Source organism: Pseudomonas sp. JZ134 (assembly GCF_051027695.1).
GTDB classification, from domain to species: Bacteria; Pseudomonadota; Gammaproteobacteria; order Pseudomonadales; family Pseudomonadaceae; genus Chryseomonas; species Chryseomonas luteola.
This window is the reverse complement of record NZ_CP069251.1, coordinates 507,040-522,610: the sequence shown is the minus strand read 5'-3', so window position 1 is coordinate 522,610 and position 15,571 is coordinate 507,040. Positions and strand designations below refer to the sequence as shown.

The following is a 15,571-nucleotide window of genomic DNA, read 5'->3' as shown; positions in this document are numbered from 1 at the left end:
TCAAGAGCAGTTCCTCGCGGGAATGATCACGGGGTCTCGGTTCGGGGCGTGAACAGCGGAAGCGCCCGCGGCGGTGCACGATGATCCTGCCGGCCACGCTGATGGGCAAGCAGGGGCGCTTTCGCCTGCAAAAAGGTCGAAGCCCTTGATGCTGGCGCGTGCGGCCAGTGAGGCGATATAGCCCTGCACGGCCTGCCGCCAACTGGTTTCCTGCAAAAAGGCGATAATTCGCGGGCGTACTGCCTGCAGTGGCGGTACCCGTCCTTTATGACAAGCCAGCACACGGATGATATGCAGGCCGAACCGGCTTTGAACGACTGTGGGGCATACCTCACCTGCTGCCAGTCCGGCAAGGTGGGTTTCGAATTCCGGCACTGTGCTTCCACGCTCGATCAATCCTAGATCGCCGCCCTGCGTGCTTGATGGACAGTCAGAGAAGCGGGCCGCCAACACGGTCAGTGCTGTCGGGTCATCAAGCACTTCTGCAAGCATCGTTTCTGCCTTTTCCCGTGCCGCCCCAATGGCGCGTTCATCACCGGGGTTCGCTGCGATCAGCAAGTGCTGGACCTGCCAACGGTCAGGACGCTTCAAACGATCAAGGTTGTGCTGGTACCAGTGCTCCAGCTCTGTCTCGGTTGGCTCTGGAAGCTTCAGCTCAGTTTCGAGCAGACGCCTGATGGCGGCCTCGTCGGCCTCCTCACCGGGCTCAGCATCCTGACCGGTGATACCGTGGCGTGTAGCCTCGGCCAAAAGCAGCTCTCGAACGACGAGTGCACGTGCGGCCTGTTCCCAGGCAGCGGCTGGGTCATTGGCATCCTGCAGTTGGGCCTCCAGCGAAAGTAGGTCATCAGTAATGGCAATACCGTCAACGGTGATCATTGTCATGTCCCTACTTTTTTTTATGCTCGTCGAGCCGGGTACGGACAGCAGAGGTGCTCTGCTGTAGTCCGGCTGTTATGCCGTCGTCCAGCGCAATGTTGGGCGGAACGCCGAGCGAGGCCCTGTACAAGGCCCACATGGCACCGGGCTGGTCGGTGGTTCCTCCGTGCAGTAACAGCGGTAGGTTACTGCGATCGGCCAGCAAGTCCGAAAATTGCTTGACCTGCTCCTGTGTCGGCAGGTCCTGAACGGGAAGGTTGGCGTAGCGGATGCGTGCGAATTCCGCATGTTGTTTTTCGGATGCGATTTCTTCCGCTGGCCTCAGATCCACAATCATGGCGAAACCTACGCGCTTGGCTTCGACCACACCCTCGTCCTCAATCGGTCCAGCGATAGCCACCAGCGGCGCAACACGGTGGTAAAGCGGCAATCGCTGCTCGGCAATCTGATCCCCGAACGGCGCAATCCCCGGTTGTGGCGCTACATCATCGGCAGCGCCCGCTGCCAGGGCTGCCTCCATGAACAGAACACCGGATAACAGCCAGAGCATTCGCTGGAAAGGCGTCATACGCCCTCCTTGGAAATGTTGGCGTTCTTGCGAACGATCTGCCATCCAGGGCGGCCCAGGTACCAGACAGGCGCAGACCAAACATGGACGAGCCGGGTAAAAGGCACAAGAAGGAACAGCGTCATACCGCAAACCAGATGCAGCTTATAGACCCAAGGCACGTCGGCCACCAGCTGCGCCGAGCCCGGGCGGAACAAGAGAATGCTGCGAGACCACTCGGCAAGCACCAGCATGTAGGTGCCGTCCAGATTTTGCGACGATTCGGGCAGCGTGCTGATCCCGAGGCAGAGTTGGAAGAAGATGAAGAGCAGGATGAAAATATCGGTCGGCTTGCTGGTCTGGCGAATGCGGGCATCCGTCAGGCGCCTATGGATCAACAAAATTCCGCCCACTACGCCGAGGGCGGCGAGCGCACCACCCGTCACGATAGCCAGGATCTGCTTGGCTTTCACGGTCAGGCCGAGGGCATGGTAGACCTCAGGCGGCGTAAGTAACCCCGCAGTATGGCCGACAAAAAGGCCCAGAATGCTGATGTGAAAAAGATTACTGCCCCACACCAATTGGCGGCGTCTCAAAAACTGGCTTGACTGACTTCGCCAGGAGAATTGGCTGCGGTCAAATCGTGCCCAACTGCCCAGAAAAAAACAGATCATGCACAGGTACGGGTAAAACCCGAACAGGAACTGGTTGAGCCAATTCATGCGGCATACCTCTAGCGTTCTATGAGACGGATGGGTGAAACCTGCACATCACGTTCGAACTGTGCAACCAAGGCGGCTGCGTTCGAGCAGGCACTATCGGCAACTGCGGGCTCCATGAAGCTGACAGGTGCTTCTTCGTAGCGGGCATCCAGTGCTTCAGGGGTATCCTCTTGTTCTCCCTCGGCCAGTCTGGAGGCGACTACCTCGGTGTCTGCTGGCCGTGAGCCTAACGCCTCGATAGCGCGCAGCACTGCAGCATACGGTGTTCCGCGTTTCTCGAGACGACTGGCCAGAAGCGCAACGATCTCTACAATCTCACCGAGCAGGACGGCGGCGTCGGAAGGTGCATGACACGAAACGTATTCCAGAAAGACCGGTAGAAAATCAGGCAACTCATCGCCTGACAGCTCTAGCCCAACGGCTCGATAATCTTCGACGAGGTTAGCCATGGCCTGGCCCCGATCCCGTGAGTCGCCGTGCACATGACCGAATAGATAGAGCGAGAGGGCGCGTGAGCCACCGTCAAACAGCGACACATAATTCCCTTGCGCCTGTAAAGGATCAGACGCTGCCAGATGGTCGCAAAAAGCGATGACCTGGTCACGTTGTGTGGCGGGCAGCGGTGAGTCATTCAGGATATATCGAATATCCGGCAAGGCCTCCATGAGGGCTTGGTCGGGGTAAAGCAACAGTCCGGCAAGTGCCTTGCACGTTATCATCACGTTACTTCCTGTCGAGAGGGAAGCGCTCACCCCGGGTCTTGCGGGTGTCCTGGCCCCACAGCATGAAACGGCTGTTCCCTTCGGAAGTCATCTGCCCGAAATGGAAGCCGGCAATGCCGCGCTGGTCGTAAGCATTTTCGGCCACTTCCTTATGCGAGGTCGGGATCACGAACCGGTCCTCGTAGTTGGCAATTGCCATTACGCGGTACATCTCCTCGGCCTGTCGCTCTGTCAGACCGACCGCATCGAGCGCGGTGGTATCGACAATCCCTTCGATATTGCGCCGACGCATGTAGGCCCTCAGCGCCAGCAGCTTGCGTAGCGTGTCGCGGATGGGCTCCTCTTTTCCCGCCGTCAGCAGGTTAGCCAGGTAGCGGACCGGGATACGCAGGCTATCTACGTCCGGGATGCCTTCAAGGGTAGCCAGGGCGCCTGCATCGGCCGCCTCCTGAATCGGCGACAGGGGAGGGATGTACCAGACCATCGGAACGGTTCGGTATTCAGGGTGAAGCGGGAAGGCCACCTTCCACTCACAGGCCATTTTATAAACGGGCGAGCGCTGGGCCGCCTCGATCCAGTTATCCGACACGCCGTCTTTGCGAGCCTGCTTGATTACGGCCGGGTCGTGCGGATCAAGAAAGATGTCCAGCTGCGCCTGATAGCAATCCTGAACATTGGTTTGGGAGGCGACTTCAAGAATCCGGTCGGCGTCGTATAGCATCACGCCCAGGTAGCGAATACGGCCCACGCAGGTTTCCGAACACACGGTCGGCTGACCGCTCTCGATGCGCGGATAACAGAAGATGCACTTCTCGGACTTGCCCGTATGCCAGTTGTAATAAACCTTCTTGTAAGGGCACCCGGTTACGCACATGCGCCAGCCGCGGCACTTCTCCTGATCGATCAGGACAATGCCATCTTCTTCGCGCTTATAAATAGCCCCTGACGGGCACGCGGCAACGCAAGTAGGGTTCAGGCAATGCTCACATAGACGAGGGAGAAACATCAGAAAGCTGTTTTCAAACTCTCCATAGATCGCTTTCTCGACTTCCTTGAAGTTGTAGTCTTGCGAGCGTTTGTGAAACTCGGTACCGAGTGACTCTTCCCAATTGGGCCCCCAGCTAACCTTTTCCATCCGCTCGCCAGTCACAATCGAAACCGGCTGAGTCGTTGGGGCAGCCTCGCTTTCACCTACGCCATGAATATAGGAATATTCGTAATCGAACGGCTCGTAGTAGTCATCGATTTCCGGCAGCTCCGGATTGGCAAATATCTTGGACAGAATCCGCCATTTGCCGCCGGTCTTCGGTCGCAGTTCACCGCCCTTGCCAAGCACCCAACCACCACGCCAGCGCTCCTGGTTTTCCCAGTCCTTAGGAAAGCCAATGCCCGGTTTGCTTTCTACGTTGTTCCACCAGGCGTACTCGATACCCTGGCGGGTCGTCCAGACCTGTTTACAGGTCACGCTGCAGGTGTGGCAGCCAATGCATTTGTCGAGATTGAGAACCTTGCCGATCTGCGCCCTGACTTTCATGTCCGCTGCCCTTCCACGCGAGATTCCTCTTCGGTTTTCATCACGGCGATCTTTTCGGACAGCGGTCGGTCGCGCCAGTCGACGTTTCTCATCTTGCGCAGCACGATAAACTCGTCCCGGTTCGATCCAACGGTGCCGTAATAGTTGAATCCCCAGGACAGTTGGGCATAGCCGCCAATCATATGCGTGGGCTTAAGCACAACACGGGTGACGGAGTTGTGTATACCGCCGCGATTCTGCGTAACCTCGCTGCCCGGCACATTTGCCGTACGCTCGGCCGCGTGGTACATGAACGCGGCCCCTTCAGGTATGCGTTGGCTGACGACCGCGCGTGCGACCAGTGCACCATTGCGGTTGAATGCTTCAATCCAGTCGTTATCTTCAATGTCTGCCTTGGCGGCATCACGCTCGCTGATCCAGACGATTGGCCCACCCCGCGCCAAGGTCAGCATGATCAGATTTTCGGTATAGGTACTATGGATGCCCCATTTCTGGTGAGGTGTGAGGAGGTTGAGGGCAAGCGGCGGATTGCCGTTGTCATGCGCCTGAGCAAGCTCAAGAGACGCCGAGCGCGTATCGATCGGAGGGCGATACGTGGCGAAGCCTTCGCCGAAATCCCGCATCCAGGGGTGGTCCTGATAGAGCTGTTGGCGTCCGGTTAGTGTTCGCCATGGGATCAGCTCGTGCACGTTCGTCCAGCCAGCGTTGTAGGAGATCTCATGGCTTTCGATGCCCGACCAGACCGGTGATGTCAAGATGGGGCGAGGCTGGGCAGCGATGTCGCGAAACTCGATCTTTTCACCGACACGTCGTTCAATCAGGTGAGTGTGATCACGGCCGGTTACCTCCGAGAGGACCTGCCAGGCTTTATAGGCTACCTGTCCGTTGGTTTCGGGTGCCAGCGCCAGCACCGTTTCGATCGCGTCGAGATCCGACCGCATGCGTGGGCGATTGTTTGCGCCGGGGTCAGGTAGATTGACGTCACGCAAGTGTGCCACCTCCGCCTTCGTATCCCACACCATGCCCTTGGTACCGTTCCCGCGTTCCTCAAGCAGGGGACCCACGCTGACAAAGCGGTCGTAAGTCGCGGGATAGTCGCGGGTAACCAGGGTAATAGCAGGCATGGTGCGCCCTGGAATGCCAACCGTTCCTCCCTGCTTCCAGTCTTGCCCTCCATAAGGCTGGGACAGTTCGGATGGCGTATCTTTCAGGGTTGGGGTCAGCACTACGTCTTCCTCAACGCCCAGTTGACCAGGCGCAAGCCGCTGGAATGTATTCGCCAGTTCTCGAAAAATGGCCCAATCCGTGCGTGCGCCCCAAACCGGGTCCACCGCGGCTTGCAGTGGATGGATAAAAGGATGCATGTCGGAGGTGTTGAGGTCAGCCTTTTCGTACCAGGTGGCAGTTGGCAGGACCACATCGCTGAAGAGCGTGGTGGTATTCATGCGAAAATCGATGGTAACCAACAGGTCAAGCTTGCCCTCGGGAGCCTGCTCTCGGTAAACCACTTCTTCCGGCCGCTGATCACTCTCCTCGTTAAGTACATTGTTGCGCGCACCTAACAGGTGTTTCAGAAAATACTCATGACCTTTGCCGCTAGCGCCGAGCAGATTGGAGCGCCAGACGAACAGGTTGCGTGGCCAATTCTCGGGCGCGTCTGGATCTTCGCAGGCCATTTGCAGGGAGCCTGCATGAAGGGCGTCGGCCACGTACGCAGCCGGGTCTTGGCCTGAAGCGCGTGCGGCACGCGCCACGTGCAAGGGATTGGTCTTGAGCTGCGGCGCACTGGGCAGCCACCCCATGCGCTCGGCTCGAACATTGCAGTCGAGCATGGTTCCAGGCCACGCCGTGGGATCTGCCAGTGGCGAGATCTGCTCGCGTAACTCCATACGCTCATAGCGCCACTGATCAGTGTGGGCATAGAAAAAACTCGTCCCGTTCATCTGTCGTGGGGGACGCGACCAGTCTGTCGCAAACGCGACCGGCAGCCAGCCGGCTTGAGGCCGCAGCTTTTCCTGCCCGACGTAATGCGCCCAGCCGCCTCCGGACTTCCCTACGCAACCACACAGGATGAGCATCGACATGATGCCGCGGTAGGTCATGTCCATGTTGTACCAGTGGTTCAAGCCCGCACCGAGGATCACCATGGAACGTCCTTGGGTCGCTTCGGCATTGGCTGCAAAACCACGAGCTATGGCAATGCAACGATCCCGCGGAACGCCTGTGATCGACTCCTGCCAGGCGGGCGTTCCTGGAATATTTTCGTCAAAACTGCTTGCGCCGTCCTCGCCCAGTCCGCGACTGACGCCATAGCTGCCAAGCATCAGGTCGAACACAGTCGTGATTTCGACCTCGCGTCCGTCCTTGAGCGTCACACGACGTACAGGTATCCGGCGTTTCTGAATAGGGGCATGGTCAGTAAGACCAAACTTGCCTTCGCTGCCAAAGTAGGGGAAAGCAACGGTTGCAGTCGCCTCGCCTAGCAGCGTTAGGCGCGGGGAGATCTCTGCTCCGCTGGCGCCATCCTTGGGTTCCAGATTCCACTTGCCTTTCTGACCCCAGCGGAACCCGGCGCTGCCCTGTGGCGCTACGATAGCGTCGGTCGTTTCGTCAATCACAACGGGTTTCCAGTCGGGATTGTTGTCCTGGCCGAGGTTATCGGCAAAGTCGGCGGCACGAAGCATGCGGCCAGCAACGAGCCCTTCGGGATGAGGTTCGAGCACAATCAGGAAGGGCAGGTCTGAGTATTGACGGACGTACTCCTGAAAGTAAGGCACTTGCCGGTCGACGAAGAACTCCTTGAGGATTACATGACACATGGCCAGGGCAAGGGCCGCGTCGGTACCCTGCTTGGGATGTAGCCACAAGTCGGCGAAGCGGGCCACCTCGATGAAGTCTGGCGCGATCACCACACTTTTGGCCCCGCGATACCGGGCTTCGGTGTAGAAGTGAGCATCGGGCGTCCGTGTCATGGACACATTGGAGCCCCAGAGCAGCAGATAGCCAGAGTTATACCAGTCTGCGCTTTCCGGAACGTCTGTCTGCTCGCCAAAGGTCTGAGGTGATGAGGGCGGCAGGTCGCAGTACCAGTCGTAAAAGGACAGGCACGTGCCTCCGATCAGGCTGAGATAGCGTGTACCGGCCGCATAGCTGATCATCGACATGGCGGGAATTGGTGAAAACCCGACCACCCGATCAGGCCCCCAGGCCTTGATTGTGTGAATGTTGGCAGCGGCGATAAGCTCGTTGATCTCATCCCAATCCACTCGTACGAAGCCACCCAAGCCCCGCACTTCCTGGTAACTCCGCCGTTTGGCAGCATCGCTCTGGATGGATTCCCAGGCCTGAACAGGGGAAAGCGTCTTGCGTGCTTCGCGCCAAAGCGCAAGAAGGCGACCGCGTACCATCGGATATTTGATGCGGTTGCTGCTGTAGAGATACCAGGAATAACTGGCGCCACGAGGACAGCCACGCGGCTCATGGTTGGGAAGATCAGGACGGGTCCGCGGGTAGTCGGTCTGCTGAGTTTCCCAGGTCACCAATCCATTTTTGACATAGATCTTCCAGCTACAGCTGCCTGTGCAATTGACGCCATGGGTAGATCGCACAATCTTCTCGCTTTGCCAGCGGGACCGATAATTGTCCTCCCAGGCGCGATTTTCGTCAGTGGTTACTCCATGACCTTCCGAGAAAGATCCCTTGTACTTTTTGAAGAACAGTAGTCGATCAACAAACTGGCTCAAAACGTCGGCTCCCTTGTCTCGGTCCTTTCGAGCCTAGCAACGACTATTTTGCTTCGCGAATAGGAGTGTTTAATTCCGATAAGCGGTATTGGTCGAGCGAAGCAAGTTGGCACGTTTTGTGGCGAGCATGCACTTGAGGACGTTGGAAGATAGATACGTCTAGGCTCTTGTAATTACACACTTTTTTTGTGTGGTTATTTGCGCTTAGGGGTGTCTATTTACCGTTTAAAGAACACATAGGGAGCCAAAGAACATTGAGTCGTACGAAAGGTACATGCGCTACTGTCAAGCCCGGACCAAGATCAATGACATTGCCGTTTTAGGTTCAGCCTTTCGGTAAAGGGTAAGCATTCCGGCTGACGCCATCGCTTGTCAAAACGCCTCAATACGGCCGTCAAATGTTCCGAGAACAACTCTTCAGGTTGCTAATACAGAGGCCAGGGTAGTTTGATGTCCTATAACGTATTATCATGTGCACAGGCGCATTTGGAGTGCGCGTTTCACCTGATCATTAAAAGGACTTAGCCATGACCGATATCAATCAAACCGTCCAGCCTGCTCCATTGCAGCAGCCGATTGTCAGCAATTCGAATATGGCTGGCATCGTCTATGTTCTGTACATCGTAGGTTTCTTCAACGGCGTTACCGCGCTGATTGGACTTATCCTGGCCTATGTCAACAGAGATACGGCAGATCCGATTTCTCGTTCGCACCTGGATTATCAGATTCGTACATTCTGGTGGGGGCTTCTGTGGCTTGTACTGGGGTTTGCTTCAACCCTGCTTATCATCGGATGGTTCGTGCTGCTTGGCTGGGCAATCTGGACGATTTATCGAATCGTGAAAGGGCTGACGGCAATCAATAATCGTCGTGGAGTTTAAGTAAGCGTAATCTCGGCTTATATCTAACTGGCCGCCTGGGGTTTGAATGTTTACCGCCGATACCCTGGGCTGGCGTCCAACCCATAGAAACGCACCACCAACAAGCCTGCCTATCAAGACGCACCCATTAGTGTAAGCGCTATCGTTTTCAACACTGTTGCTACTCGTGAATTAAATAACCCTGGAAGATAAGACTGTTCTTATCTGCGCATGAGGGGCCTGTTATTTAGCAGGGAATATTTTTGACGAGCAATCAAGAAAAGTAGATGGAGCATAATCGGACATGATCAATTCATGTCCGATCTGGTACGCAATGAGCGGTTTTCAAAACTTCAATTGCATAACCCTATATTAGCTTAGACGTTTTTAGGGTTCTGCCCGAAGCGGTTATCGACAAGATCTCCTTCCAGGCACATAAGCACCAGGAAAATGATTCCGCCTACTGCTGGAACGCCACTGATAAGAGCCCACCAACCGCTTCGGTTGGTATCATGAAGGCGTCGGATAGTGACGGCCACATTTGGAAGAATCATAGCCAGGGTATAGACACCACATAACCAAGGGCCCCAGCCAATTACTCCATCTACAACGGCAAGAATAACGGTAATGATCGCGCTGAACAGGGCGAACATCCAATATTCTTTCCGCCGAGCACGGCCATAAAACTTAATGTAGTTACTGACTACCGAGAGATACCATTCCATGTGTTACATCTTCCTTATACAAGCCAGGCATAAAACGCCAGCATCCTAAAAAACAATGAAGTTCAGGATAGGGAATCAGTAAAAGAATAGATGATTGCACAGAGCTGCTATTTGCCATGAGAGCAAGCAATGCAAGAGAAATCTTTCCCAGATCATCCATAATCTTTCACAGAAGCCAGTCCATAGCTTCAAGGTGGGCGGTAAGTTTACAGATGAAGTCAACTTGACGCTACAGTAAAAGCGCTATCATTCATTCCAGATAGGTGACCAGTGTGTAATAGTTGGAAAATTCAGCTTTTCAATCACTTAGCTACGTCGAAGGTATTGAATCAGTGAGGTGCCATGGTTGGCGTATCTTTAAGGTTTGGCAACCTGAGCATTGAGATAGCCGCTATTGCTTGGTTGGGTATACCGGAAGGCATGGATTTATCGTACATGCTACCGACTCAACCAGACTAAAAGTCAGACAGTTGTGTAATAATTCTGGCAAACCGTTCGGGATGATAACGGGTTAACGTTACCTTTAAAGGTTTCCTAGCGTGTGGCCTCATAACCAAATTCTGGCCCTCAAAACGATCACTACATAGTTTGTGGTTGCATTTGATAAACCACGTTTGCCTATGAAATGGGCACGTATGCATTCCCTCGTGCAAACCCATTGTCTTAACGTTTAAATCCATTGATACATCGTCAGCATCGACTTCTATCGAACAAAATGCATGGCTGTTCGCTGGGTGCGATGAGTCCTTAGACAGTCGTAGCATGCCAAGCTGCTACAAATCACACAGTAGGGTTATGTCATTGGGTGGGTATCAACATCGCTATAATCGTCGTAACACTTGAGCGAGATCAAAAGCGTTTATCCAGATTTCGATACGTTAAGGGTTCACCTCATATGTTCAGGAGTCTCGGATGGCCAAGAAATTTCCTCTGCAGCCTAAGCATCCGGAGCGCATCTGTTGGGGGTGCGATATGTATTGTCCTGCAAACTCGTTAGCCTGCGGTAATGGCGCCAGCCGTACCATGCATCCGGTTGAACTGTTTGGTGAGGACTGGGATACGTTCAATGCAACCGAGGGTGAGCAGGCAGAAAGCGAGAACCCCGAACATCAGCTGAAACAGTAGGTCCGAACGCGAGCGGGTATCCAATCAACCTATCGTACGTTCGTTTGGCTTAAGCTGTAGTCTCTTCAAATCGGATGAGAGGCTATAAAACGTGCTTACCCTGCGGCATGCCTGGTCAGGTCCCGTTGAGCTGGTGGATGCCAGCGGTACGGGTCACCGATTCGCCAAGCACAGCCATGATGAGTGTGTAATTGGCGTTAATTTGGAAGGCGAGGAGCACATCTGGTTGGATGGCAGGATGTTCAATGCCGGCAAGGGATCCATCACCCTGTATAACCCCGGCCAAATACAAGGCGGCGGGGCCCATGAGGGAGCCTTCTGGCGCTACGTAGGGCTTTATGTATCGGCGGACTGGCTGGCCCAAAGCCTTGGGGTCAATCAAGTTGAGTTCGAGCGTCCTTTGCTCTATCAGCCAGACATTGCAAACCGCTTTGCCTGCGTGGTGCAAATGGCGTTACAAGGTAGCTCCATGAGCAACCCACACGTTCATCAGGCGTTGGTCCTGTTACTCGCAGAGATCACGGAACTGAGTGGTGTTGCACTGACCACGCATTCAGCCGAGCCAGAGGTGGTTCTTCGTATTCAGGAGTGTCTTGCCGGCTCCTTGGCGCAAGTGCCTACTTTGGACGAACTAGCCCTTTTGACCCAGCGATCCAAGTATCAATTGCTGAGAGCATTTCAAAAGGAAACGGGGTTAAGCCCACATCAATGGGCCATGCAGCTGAGAACGCGGCGAGCACGGGGACTACTGCGGCAGGGTATGCCCGCCACGGATGTTGCTTATACGCTTGGCTTTGCTGATCAGAGCCACTTGAGCCGCCACTTTCGTTCGGCTTATGGAATACCGCCTGGCCAATATCAACGCCTCTACAAGTCCTGCAATCCTGTTCAAGATTATTGAGCAGGGGCAACCCATACTGATCGCCCTTTCTTTTCGAGACGCCTGATATGCTGACAATCTTCTTATCGGCCTTTTTGTTTGGCGCTGCGTTCTGCCTGTCGCCCGGGCCTGTCCTGGCTGAAACGTTGCGTCGTGGCTTGTCCAATGGTTTCAGGCCGGCCCTAATGGTTCAGGTAGGATCTTTGCTGGGCGACGCCGTGTGGGCTGTATTAGGGTTGGTAGGGCTGTCAGTCCTGCTGGGCCATGAGCCGATTCGCATACCCCTAACGCTACTCTGTGCGGTTTATCTGGCCTGGCTAGGCGTTCAGAGTCTCAAGGATGCGTGGCGCCTGCCGGTCGGTACAGGTGAATCAGGTCAACCGCAGCAGGGCGCCTTGATGGCGGGTGCTGCCATCTCGTTGACTAATCCAAAAAACATTGTGTATTGGGGTGCGTTGGGAAGCGCCTTGTCGGGTATAACAGGCGACACTCCCAGTATTGCAAACACAGCGATGTTCTTTAGCGGAGTCATGAGTGCCTCCATTTTGTGCTGCTTTCTGACGGCAGCGCTTGTTGAGGGATTCCGGCGTGCCAGCTCGCCAAACTGGCATAGAGCCAGCCATGCCCTGTGCGGAATCCTGTTGCTCATCATGGCTGGGCTCGCTCTGCATGGTCTCTGAGTGCGATCTTATACATGCGCTATAAAAGACAGGTAACCGTTTTGATAAAGGTAACGGCCAATCATTACAAAGCAGATGGCTACGATGAGAGGCCTGATCAGTCGGGCACCGCCACCGATAACGGCCAGTGAGCCCAGATAGGCACCCGCAAGCTGTCCGACTGCCATGATGCCACCTACCAGCCAAAGTACCTTGCCGCCCACGATGAAGATTGCAAGGGATGCAAGGTTGCTCGCCAGGTTAAGGGACTTGGCAGTTGCCGTAGCGGTAATAAGGTCGCGGCCCCGTAAGGCTACCTCGCTGAGTGAAAAGAACGAGCCCGTGCCAGGGCCGAAAAAACCGTCGTAAAACCCGATAAGGGGGACAACCAGGAGACGGTGCAGCCGCTCCCCCATGCGCGGCTTGCGCTCAACAGTACCTGCGCCTGGCGCAAGCAGAAAGTACAACGCAATACCACCCAATATGAAAGGCACCAGGACTTCAAGAGCGGAGGCATCTACACGCTGAATAACCACGGCGCCCACGGCTGCGCCAATAAAGGAGGTCAAGAAGGGCTTTTTGACATCTGCCCAGGCGATCTTGCGTTTACGAAGCAGGGTCAATGTGGCGATTAGCGCCCCAAAGGTGCTCTGGAGTTTATTGGTTGCAATGGCTTGTACCGGTGGGATCTGAGCCAGCATCAGGGTAGGCACGGTAATCAGCCCGCCGCCACCTGCCAGCGTATCGATAAAGCCTGCCGCAAAGGCAACCAGCCCGAGTAATAGCAGAAAGGTGGGATCTAACACTACATCCATTTCAACATCCTTTGATGACGCGAGACGGATACGATAGAGCAATGCCGGGTTTTGTGTTGCAATGTGGTATTGCAGAAATCGCAACAAGGAAGGCGGTATGTCACTGGCTCAGTTATGGGAGCTACAAGCCTTTTGCGCAGTAGTGGATCGCCATAGTTTCGTGAGTGCGGCGCGCCTGCTGGGACGCTCTCCCAGTACAGTGACGCGGGCCATACAGAGCCTTGAGGCACAGCTGGGGCATGAGCTTTTGCAGCGCTCACAAAAGCAGGTCCGATTGACCGAGGCGGGGGAGGCGTATTATGGCTACGCCAGGCAGATGCTGTCGCTGCAGGCCGAGGCAGAGGAATCACTCTCGGTACAGGGTACGTTGGCGCAAGGGTGGATTCGCTGCTCCGCCCCTGAAAGCCTGATGATGGATTTCTTGCCCAGCGTCATGGCGGAGTTTGGGCGGCGGAACCCCCAGATCAGCATCGATATACAGGTAAGCGATGCGGCGCATGATCCCATTGCAGACAAACTGGATTTTGCTATTCGTGGTGGCTTTGCCTATCCCAGCGAGCTGATCGGCGCGCCATTGTGGAGCTATCGGCGTTACCTCTATGCAAGTCCGGCGTATCTCGCCATACGTGGCGTGCCTGAAGCGCCCGAGGCGCTTGTCGAGCATGACCTGCTGATGCATACCTCCCCAAGAATTCTCAAGGATTGGTATTTCAGGCAGGGCGATGCTCAGGTCCGTTACAAGGCCCAGCCCCGTTACCGTCTCAGTTCAGGCGTAGCGTTATATAACGCTGCTGTCCAAGGTCTTGGTATCTGCCGGCTGGCAGACTGGCTTGCAGAACCGGCGGTGCAGGCGGGACGTTTAGTCCGGGTATGCAGCCATTATCGACTGACTTCCTCAACCGGGCATGACCCACAGATACATGCCGTTTATGCCAGTACCCAGCTGCCCCAGCGAGTGCGCGCATTTCTGGAGGCAATCAAAAGCGCCGCGCGTGAACGTTACGCCTGAAGCGGTTGAGTCGTTGGTGCAACAGGCCCAATCACCCTGCAGAGGTACAGATGCTTGTAACCGTTTATGGTGTCGTCTTGTTCGCGGCGGCCTTGCATGCCACTTGGAATGCAATCGTCAAAAGTGGAAGCGACAAGATCCTTATCACTGCAGTGATTACCGCTGCAGCGGCATTGATAGCAGCCTTGATCCTGCCATTTGTCCCTCCGCCGGCAGCGCCCAGCTGGGCTTTCATTGGAGCATCTGCTGTACTGCAGGTGGTGTATTACAACCTGGTGGCACAGACTTATCGCGTCGCTGAAATGAACCTGACATACCCGTTGATGCGGGGAACGGCGCCGCTGCTGGTAGCGGTCATCAGCACGGTGGGATTAGGCGCGCATCTGAGCACGACGGCCTGGGTGGGTATCGGCACGCTTTGTCTGGGTATCTTATTGATGGCGCGCCAACGTGCATCCAGGCGCGGGGCAGGGGTTGGTCTGGCGCTACTTAACGCCCTGGTTATTGCTACTTATACGTTGGTAGACGGGGCGGGCGTCAGAGTATCGGGCGCACCGCTGGCCTATACCTTATGGATTTTTCTTCTGACAGGCGCGGTTATGACGGTCTGGATGCTTTGGCGCAATGCCCATGCCTTCGTATCATTTTTCCGCATTCAATGGCTGGTGGGACTGGTAGGGGGAGCTGGAACATTGGCTTCTTATGGCTTGGCGCTTTGGGCGATGACCCTGGCGCCTGTGGCCGTTATCGCTGCCTTGCGAGAGACCTCGATTATATTTGCGGCGCTCATCTCCGTGCTTGTTCTGAAAGAGCGCATGAGTCGGGGTCGAATTGCAGCGGTATGTGTCATGGCTATCGGGGCAATGATTCTGCGTCTGGCTTGACTAGTCAGGTGGCAAGCCAGATGCCAGCAAGTCTCGCCGATATTTGACGAAGCCGCGCTTGCTGTCACCCTTGAAGCCTGCCCGCTCGAAGAAGGCGTGGGCCTGAGTCCGGTGGGCTGAACTCAATAACATGATCTTGGAGCAGTCCTTGTCGATACAGCGTTGCTCGATGGCCCTGATCAGCTGCCTGCCGACGCCCGTTCCGCGTTGCGCCTCGTCAACGATTACATTCTCTACCACCGCAAACGGTTGAAAACCAAACATTGCATCCTTGCAGAAGATCAGCAACGCGCTGGCGATAACGGTGCCGCCATATTCGGCCACTAAAAGCTCATGGACAGGATCATGTTGAAGTTCCTCCAGACGAGCCGGAAGCACAGTAATGAACGCACTGTCCACAAGTTGGCTGTATAGCCGTTGGAGGTAGCTGGCATCGTCAGGTTGTGCACGTCGAACGGTTAACATGC

The 15,571-nt window shown here is 55.5% G+C and carries 15 protein-coding genes; 6 read left to right on the top strand and 9 right to left on the bottom strand.

Features of this window, described 5'->3' with window-relative positions:
* From JQR86_RS21825 to JQR86_RS21800, 6 genes are read right to left on the bottom strand one after another with little or no spacing between them, the layout of a single operon-like run.
* Positions 1–885: a peptidylprolyl isomerase gene (locus JQR86_RS21825; protein ID WP_434155030.1), complete on the bottom strand. Its 885-nt coding sequence runs from the start codon at positions 883–885 to the stop codon at positions 1–3.
* Positions 886–889: 4 nt separating this feature from the next.
* On the bottom strand, positions 890–1,447 hold the full coding sequence (locus JQR86_RS21820; RefSeq protein WP_010798584.1) for a fused DSP-PTPase phosphatase/NAD kinase-like protein: 558 nt from the start codon (positions 1,445–1,447) through the stop codon (positions 890–892).
* Positions 1,444–2,148, bottom strand: a complete 705-nt coding sequence (gene narI, locus JQR86_RS21815; RefSeq protein ID WP_010798583.1) for a respiratory nitrate reductase subunit gamma — start codon at positions 2,146–2,148, stop codon at positions 1,444–1,446. The genes JQR86_RS21820 and narI overlap by 4 nt, the downstream gene beginning before the upstream one ends.
* An 11-nt stretch (positions 2,149–2,159) precedes the next feature.
* Positions 2,160–2,867: a nitrate reductase molybdenum cofactor assembly chaperone gene (gene narJ / locus JQR86_RS21810; RefSeq protein ID WP_074825623.1), complete on the bottom strand. Its 708-nt coding sequence runs from the start codon at positions 2,865–2,867 to the stop codon at positions 2,160–2,162.
* A 4-nt stretch (positions 2,868–2,871) separates the two neighbouring features.
* Complete coding sequence (gene narH, locus JQR86_RS21805) at positions 2,872–4,404, bottom strand: nitrate reductase subunit beta (protein WP_434155028.1); 1,533 nt, start codon at positions 4,402–4,404, stop codon at positions 2,872–2,874.
* Entirely contained in the window at positions 4,401–8,147 is a 3,747-nt protein-coding gene (locus JQR86_RS21800) for a nitrate reductase subunit alpha (protein ID WP_434155026.1), read from the bottom strand. Before JQR86_RS21800 ends, narH begins: the two co-directional genes overlap by 4 nt.
* Before the next feature lie 527 nt (positions 8,148–8,674).
* On the opposite strand from JQR86_RS21800, the gene JQR86_RS21795 reads away from it, so the two are divergent.
* Positions 8,675–9,028: a DUF4870 family protein gene (locus JQR86_RS21795; protein WP_125889290.1), complete on the top strand. Its 354-nt coding sequence runs from the start codon at positions 8,675–8,677 to the stop codon at positions 9,026–9,028.
* Between the two features lie 356 nt (positions 9,029–9,384).
* Here JQR86_RS21795 and JQR86_RS21790 read toward each other — a convergent pair whose 3' ends face one another.
* Positions 9,385–9,732 carry a DUF805 domain-containing protein gene (locus JQR86_RS21790; protein ID WP_407363473.1) on the bottom strand — a complete coding sequence of 116 codons (348 nt, stop codon included), beginning with the start codon at positions 9,730–9,732 and terminating at the stop codon, positions 9,385–9,387.
* A 912-nt stretch (positions 9,733–10,644) separates the two neighbouring features.
* Here JQR86_RS21790 and JQR86_RS21785 point away from each other — a divergent pair.
* From JQR86_RS21785 to JQR86_RS21775, 3 genes are all read left to right on the top strand, one after another.
* Positions 10,645–10,857: a DUF3079 domain-containing protein gene (locus tag JQR86_RS21785; RefSeq protein ID WP_434155025.1), complete on the top strand. Its 213-nt coding sequence runs from the start codon at positions 10,645–10,647 to the stop codon at positions 10,855–10,857.
* Between the two features lie 91 nt (positions 10,858–10,948).
* A complete protein-coding gene (locus tag JQR86_RS21780; RefSeq protein WP_407363472.1) occupies positions 10,949–11,758 on the top strand; it encodes an AraC family transcriptional regulator in 810 nt (269 codons plus the stop codon).
* Between the two features lie 47 nt (positions 11,759–11,805).
* Positions 11,806–12,417, top strand: coding sequence for a LysE family transporter (locus JQR86_RS21775; RefSeq protein ID WP_010798575.1), 612 nt, complete (start codon positions 11,806–11,808; stop codon positions 12,415–12,417).
* Between the two features lie 8 nt (positions 12,418–12,425).
* Here the strand turns inward: JQR86_RS21775 and JQR86_RS21770 are convergent, their stop codons facing one another.
* Positions 12,426–13,211, bottom strand: coding sequence for a TSUP family transporter (locus JQR86_RS21770; protein ID WP_407363471.1), 786 nt, complete (start codon positions 13,209–13,211; stop codon positions 12,426–12,428).
* Between the two features lie 97 nt (positions 13,212–13,308).
* On the opposite strand from JQR86_RS21770, the gene JQR86_RS21765 reads away from it, so the two are divergent.
* Positions 13,309–14,220 (top strand): LysR family transcriptional regulator, encoded by a 912-nt coding sequence (locus JQR86_RS21765; protein WP_289925858.1) that lies wholly within the window; start codon positions 13,309–13,311, stop codon positions 14,218–14,220.
* 50 nt (positions 14,221–14,270) lie between these two features.
* A complete protein-coding gene (locus JQR86_RS21760) occupies positions 14,271–15,104 on the top strand; it encodes a DMT family transporter (protein ID WP_150346402.1) in 834 nt (277 codons plus the stop codon).
* Here JQR86_RS21760 and JQR86_RS21755 read toward each other — a convergent pair whose 3' ends face one another.
* Complete coding sequence (locus tag JQR86_RS21755; RefSeq protein WP_407363470.1) at positions 15,105–15,569, bottom strand: GNAT family N-acetyltransferase; 465 nt, start codon at positions 15,567–15,569, stop codon at positions 15,105–15,107.
* Between the last annotated feature and the right edge of the window lie 2 nt (positions 15,570–15,571).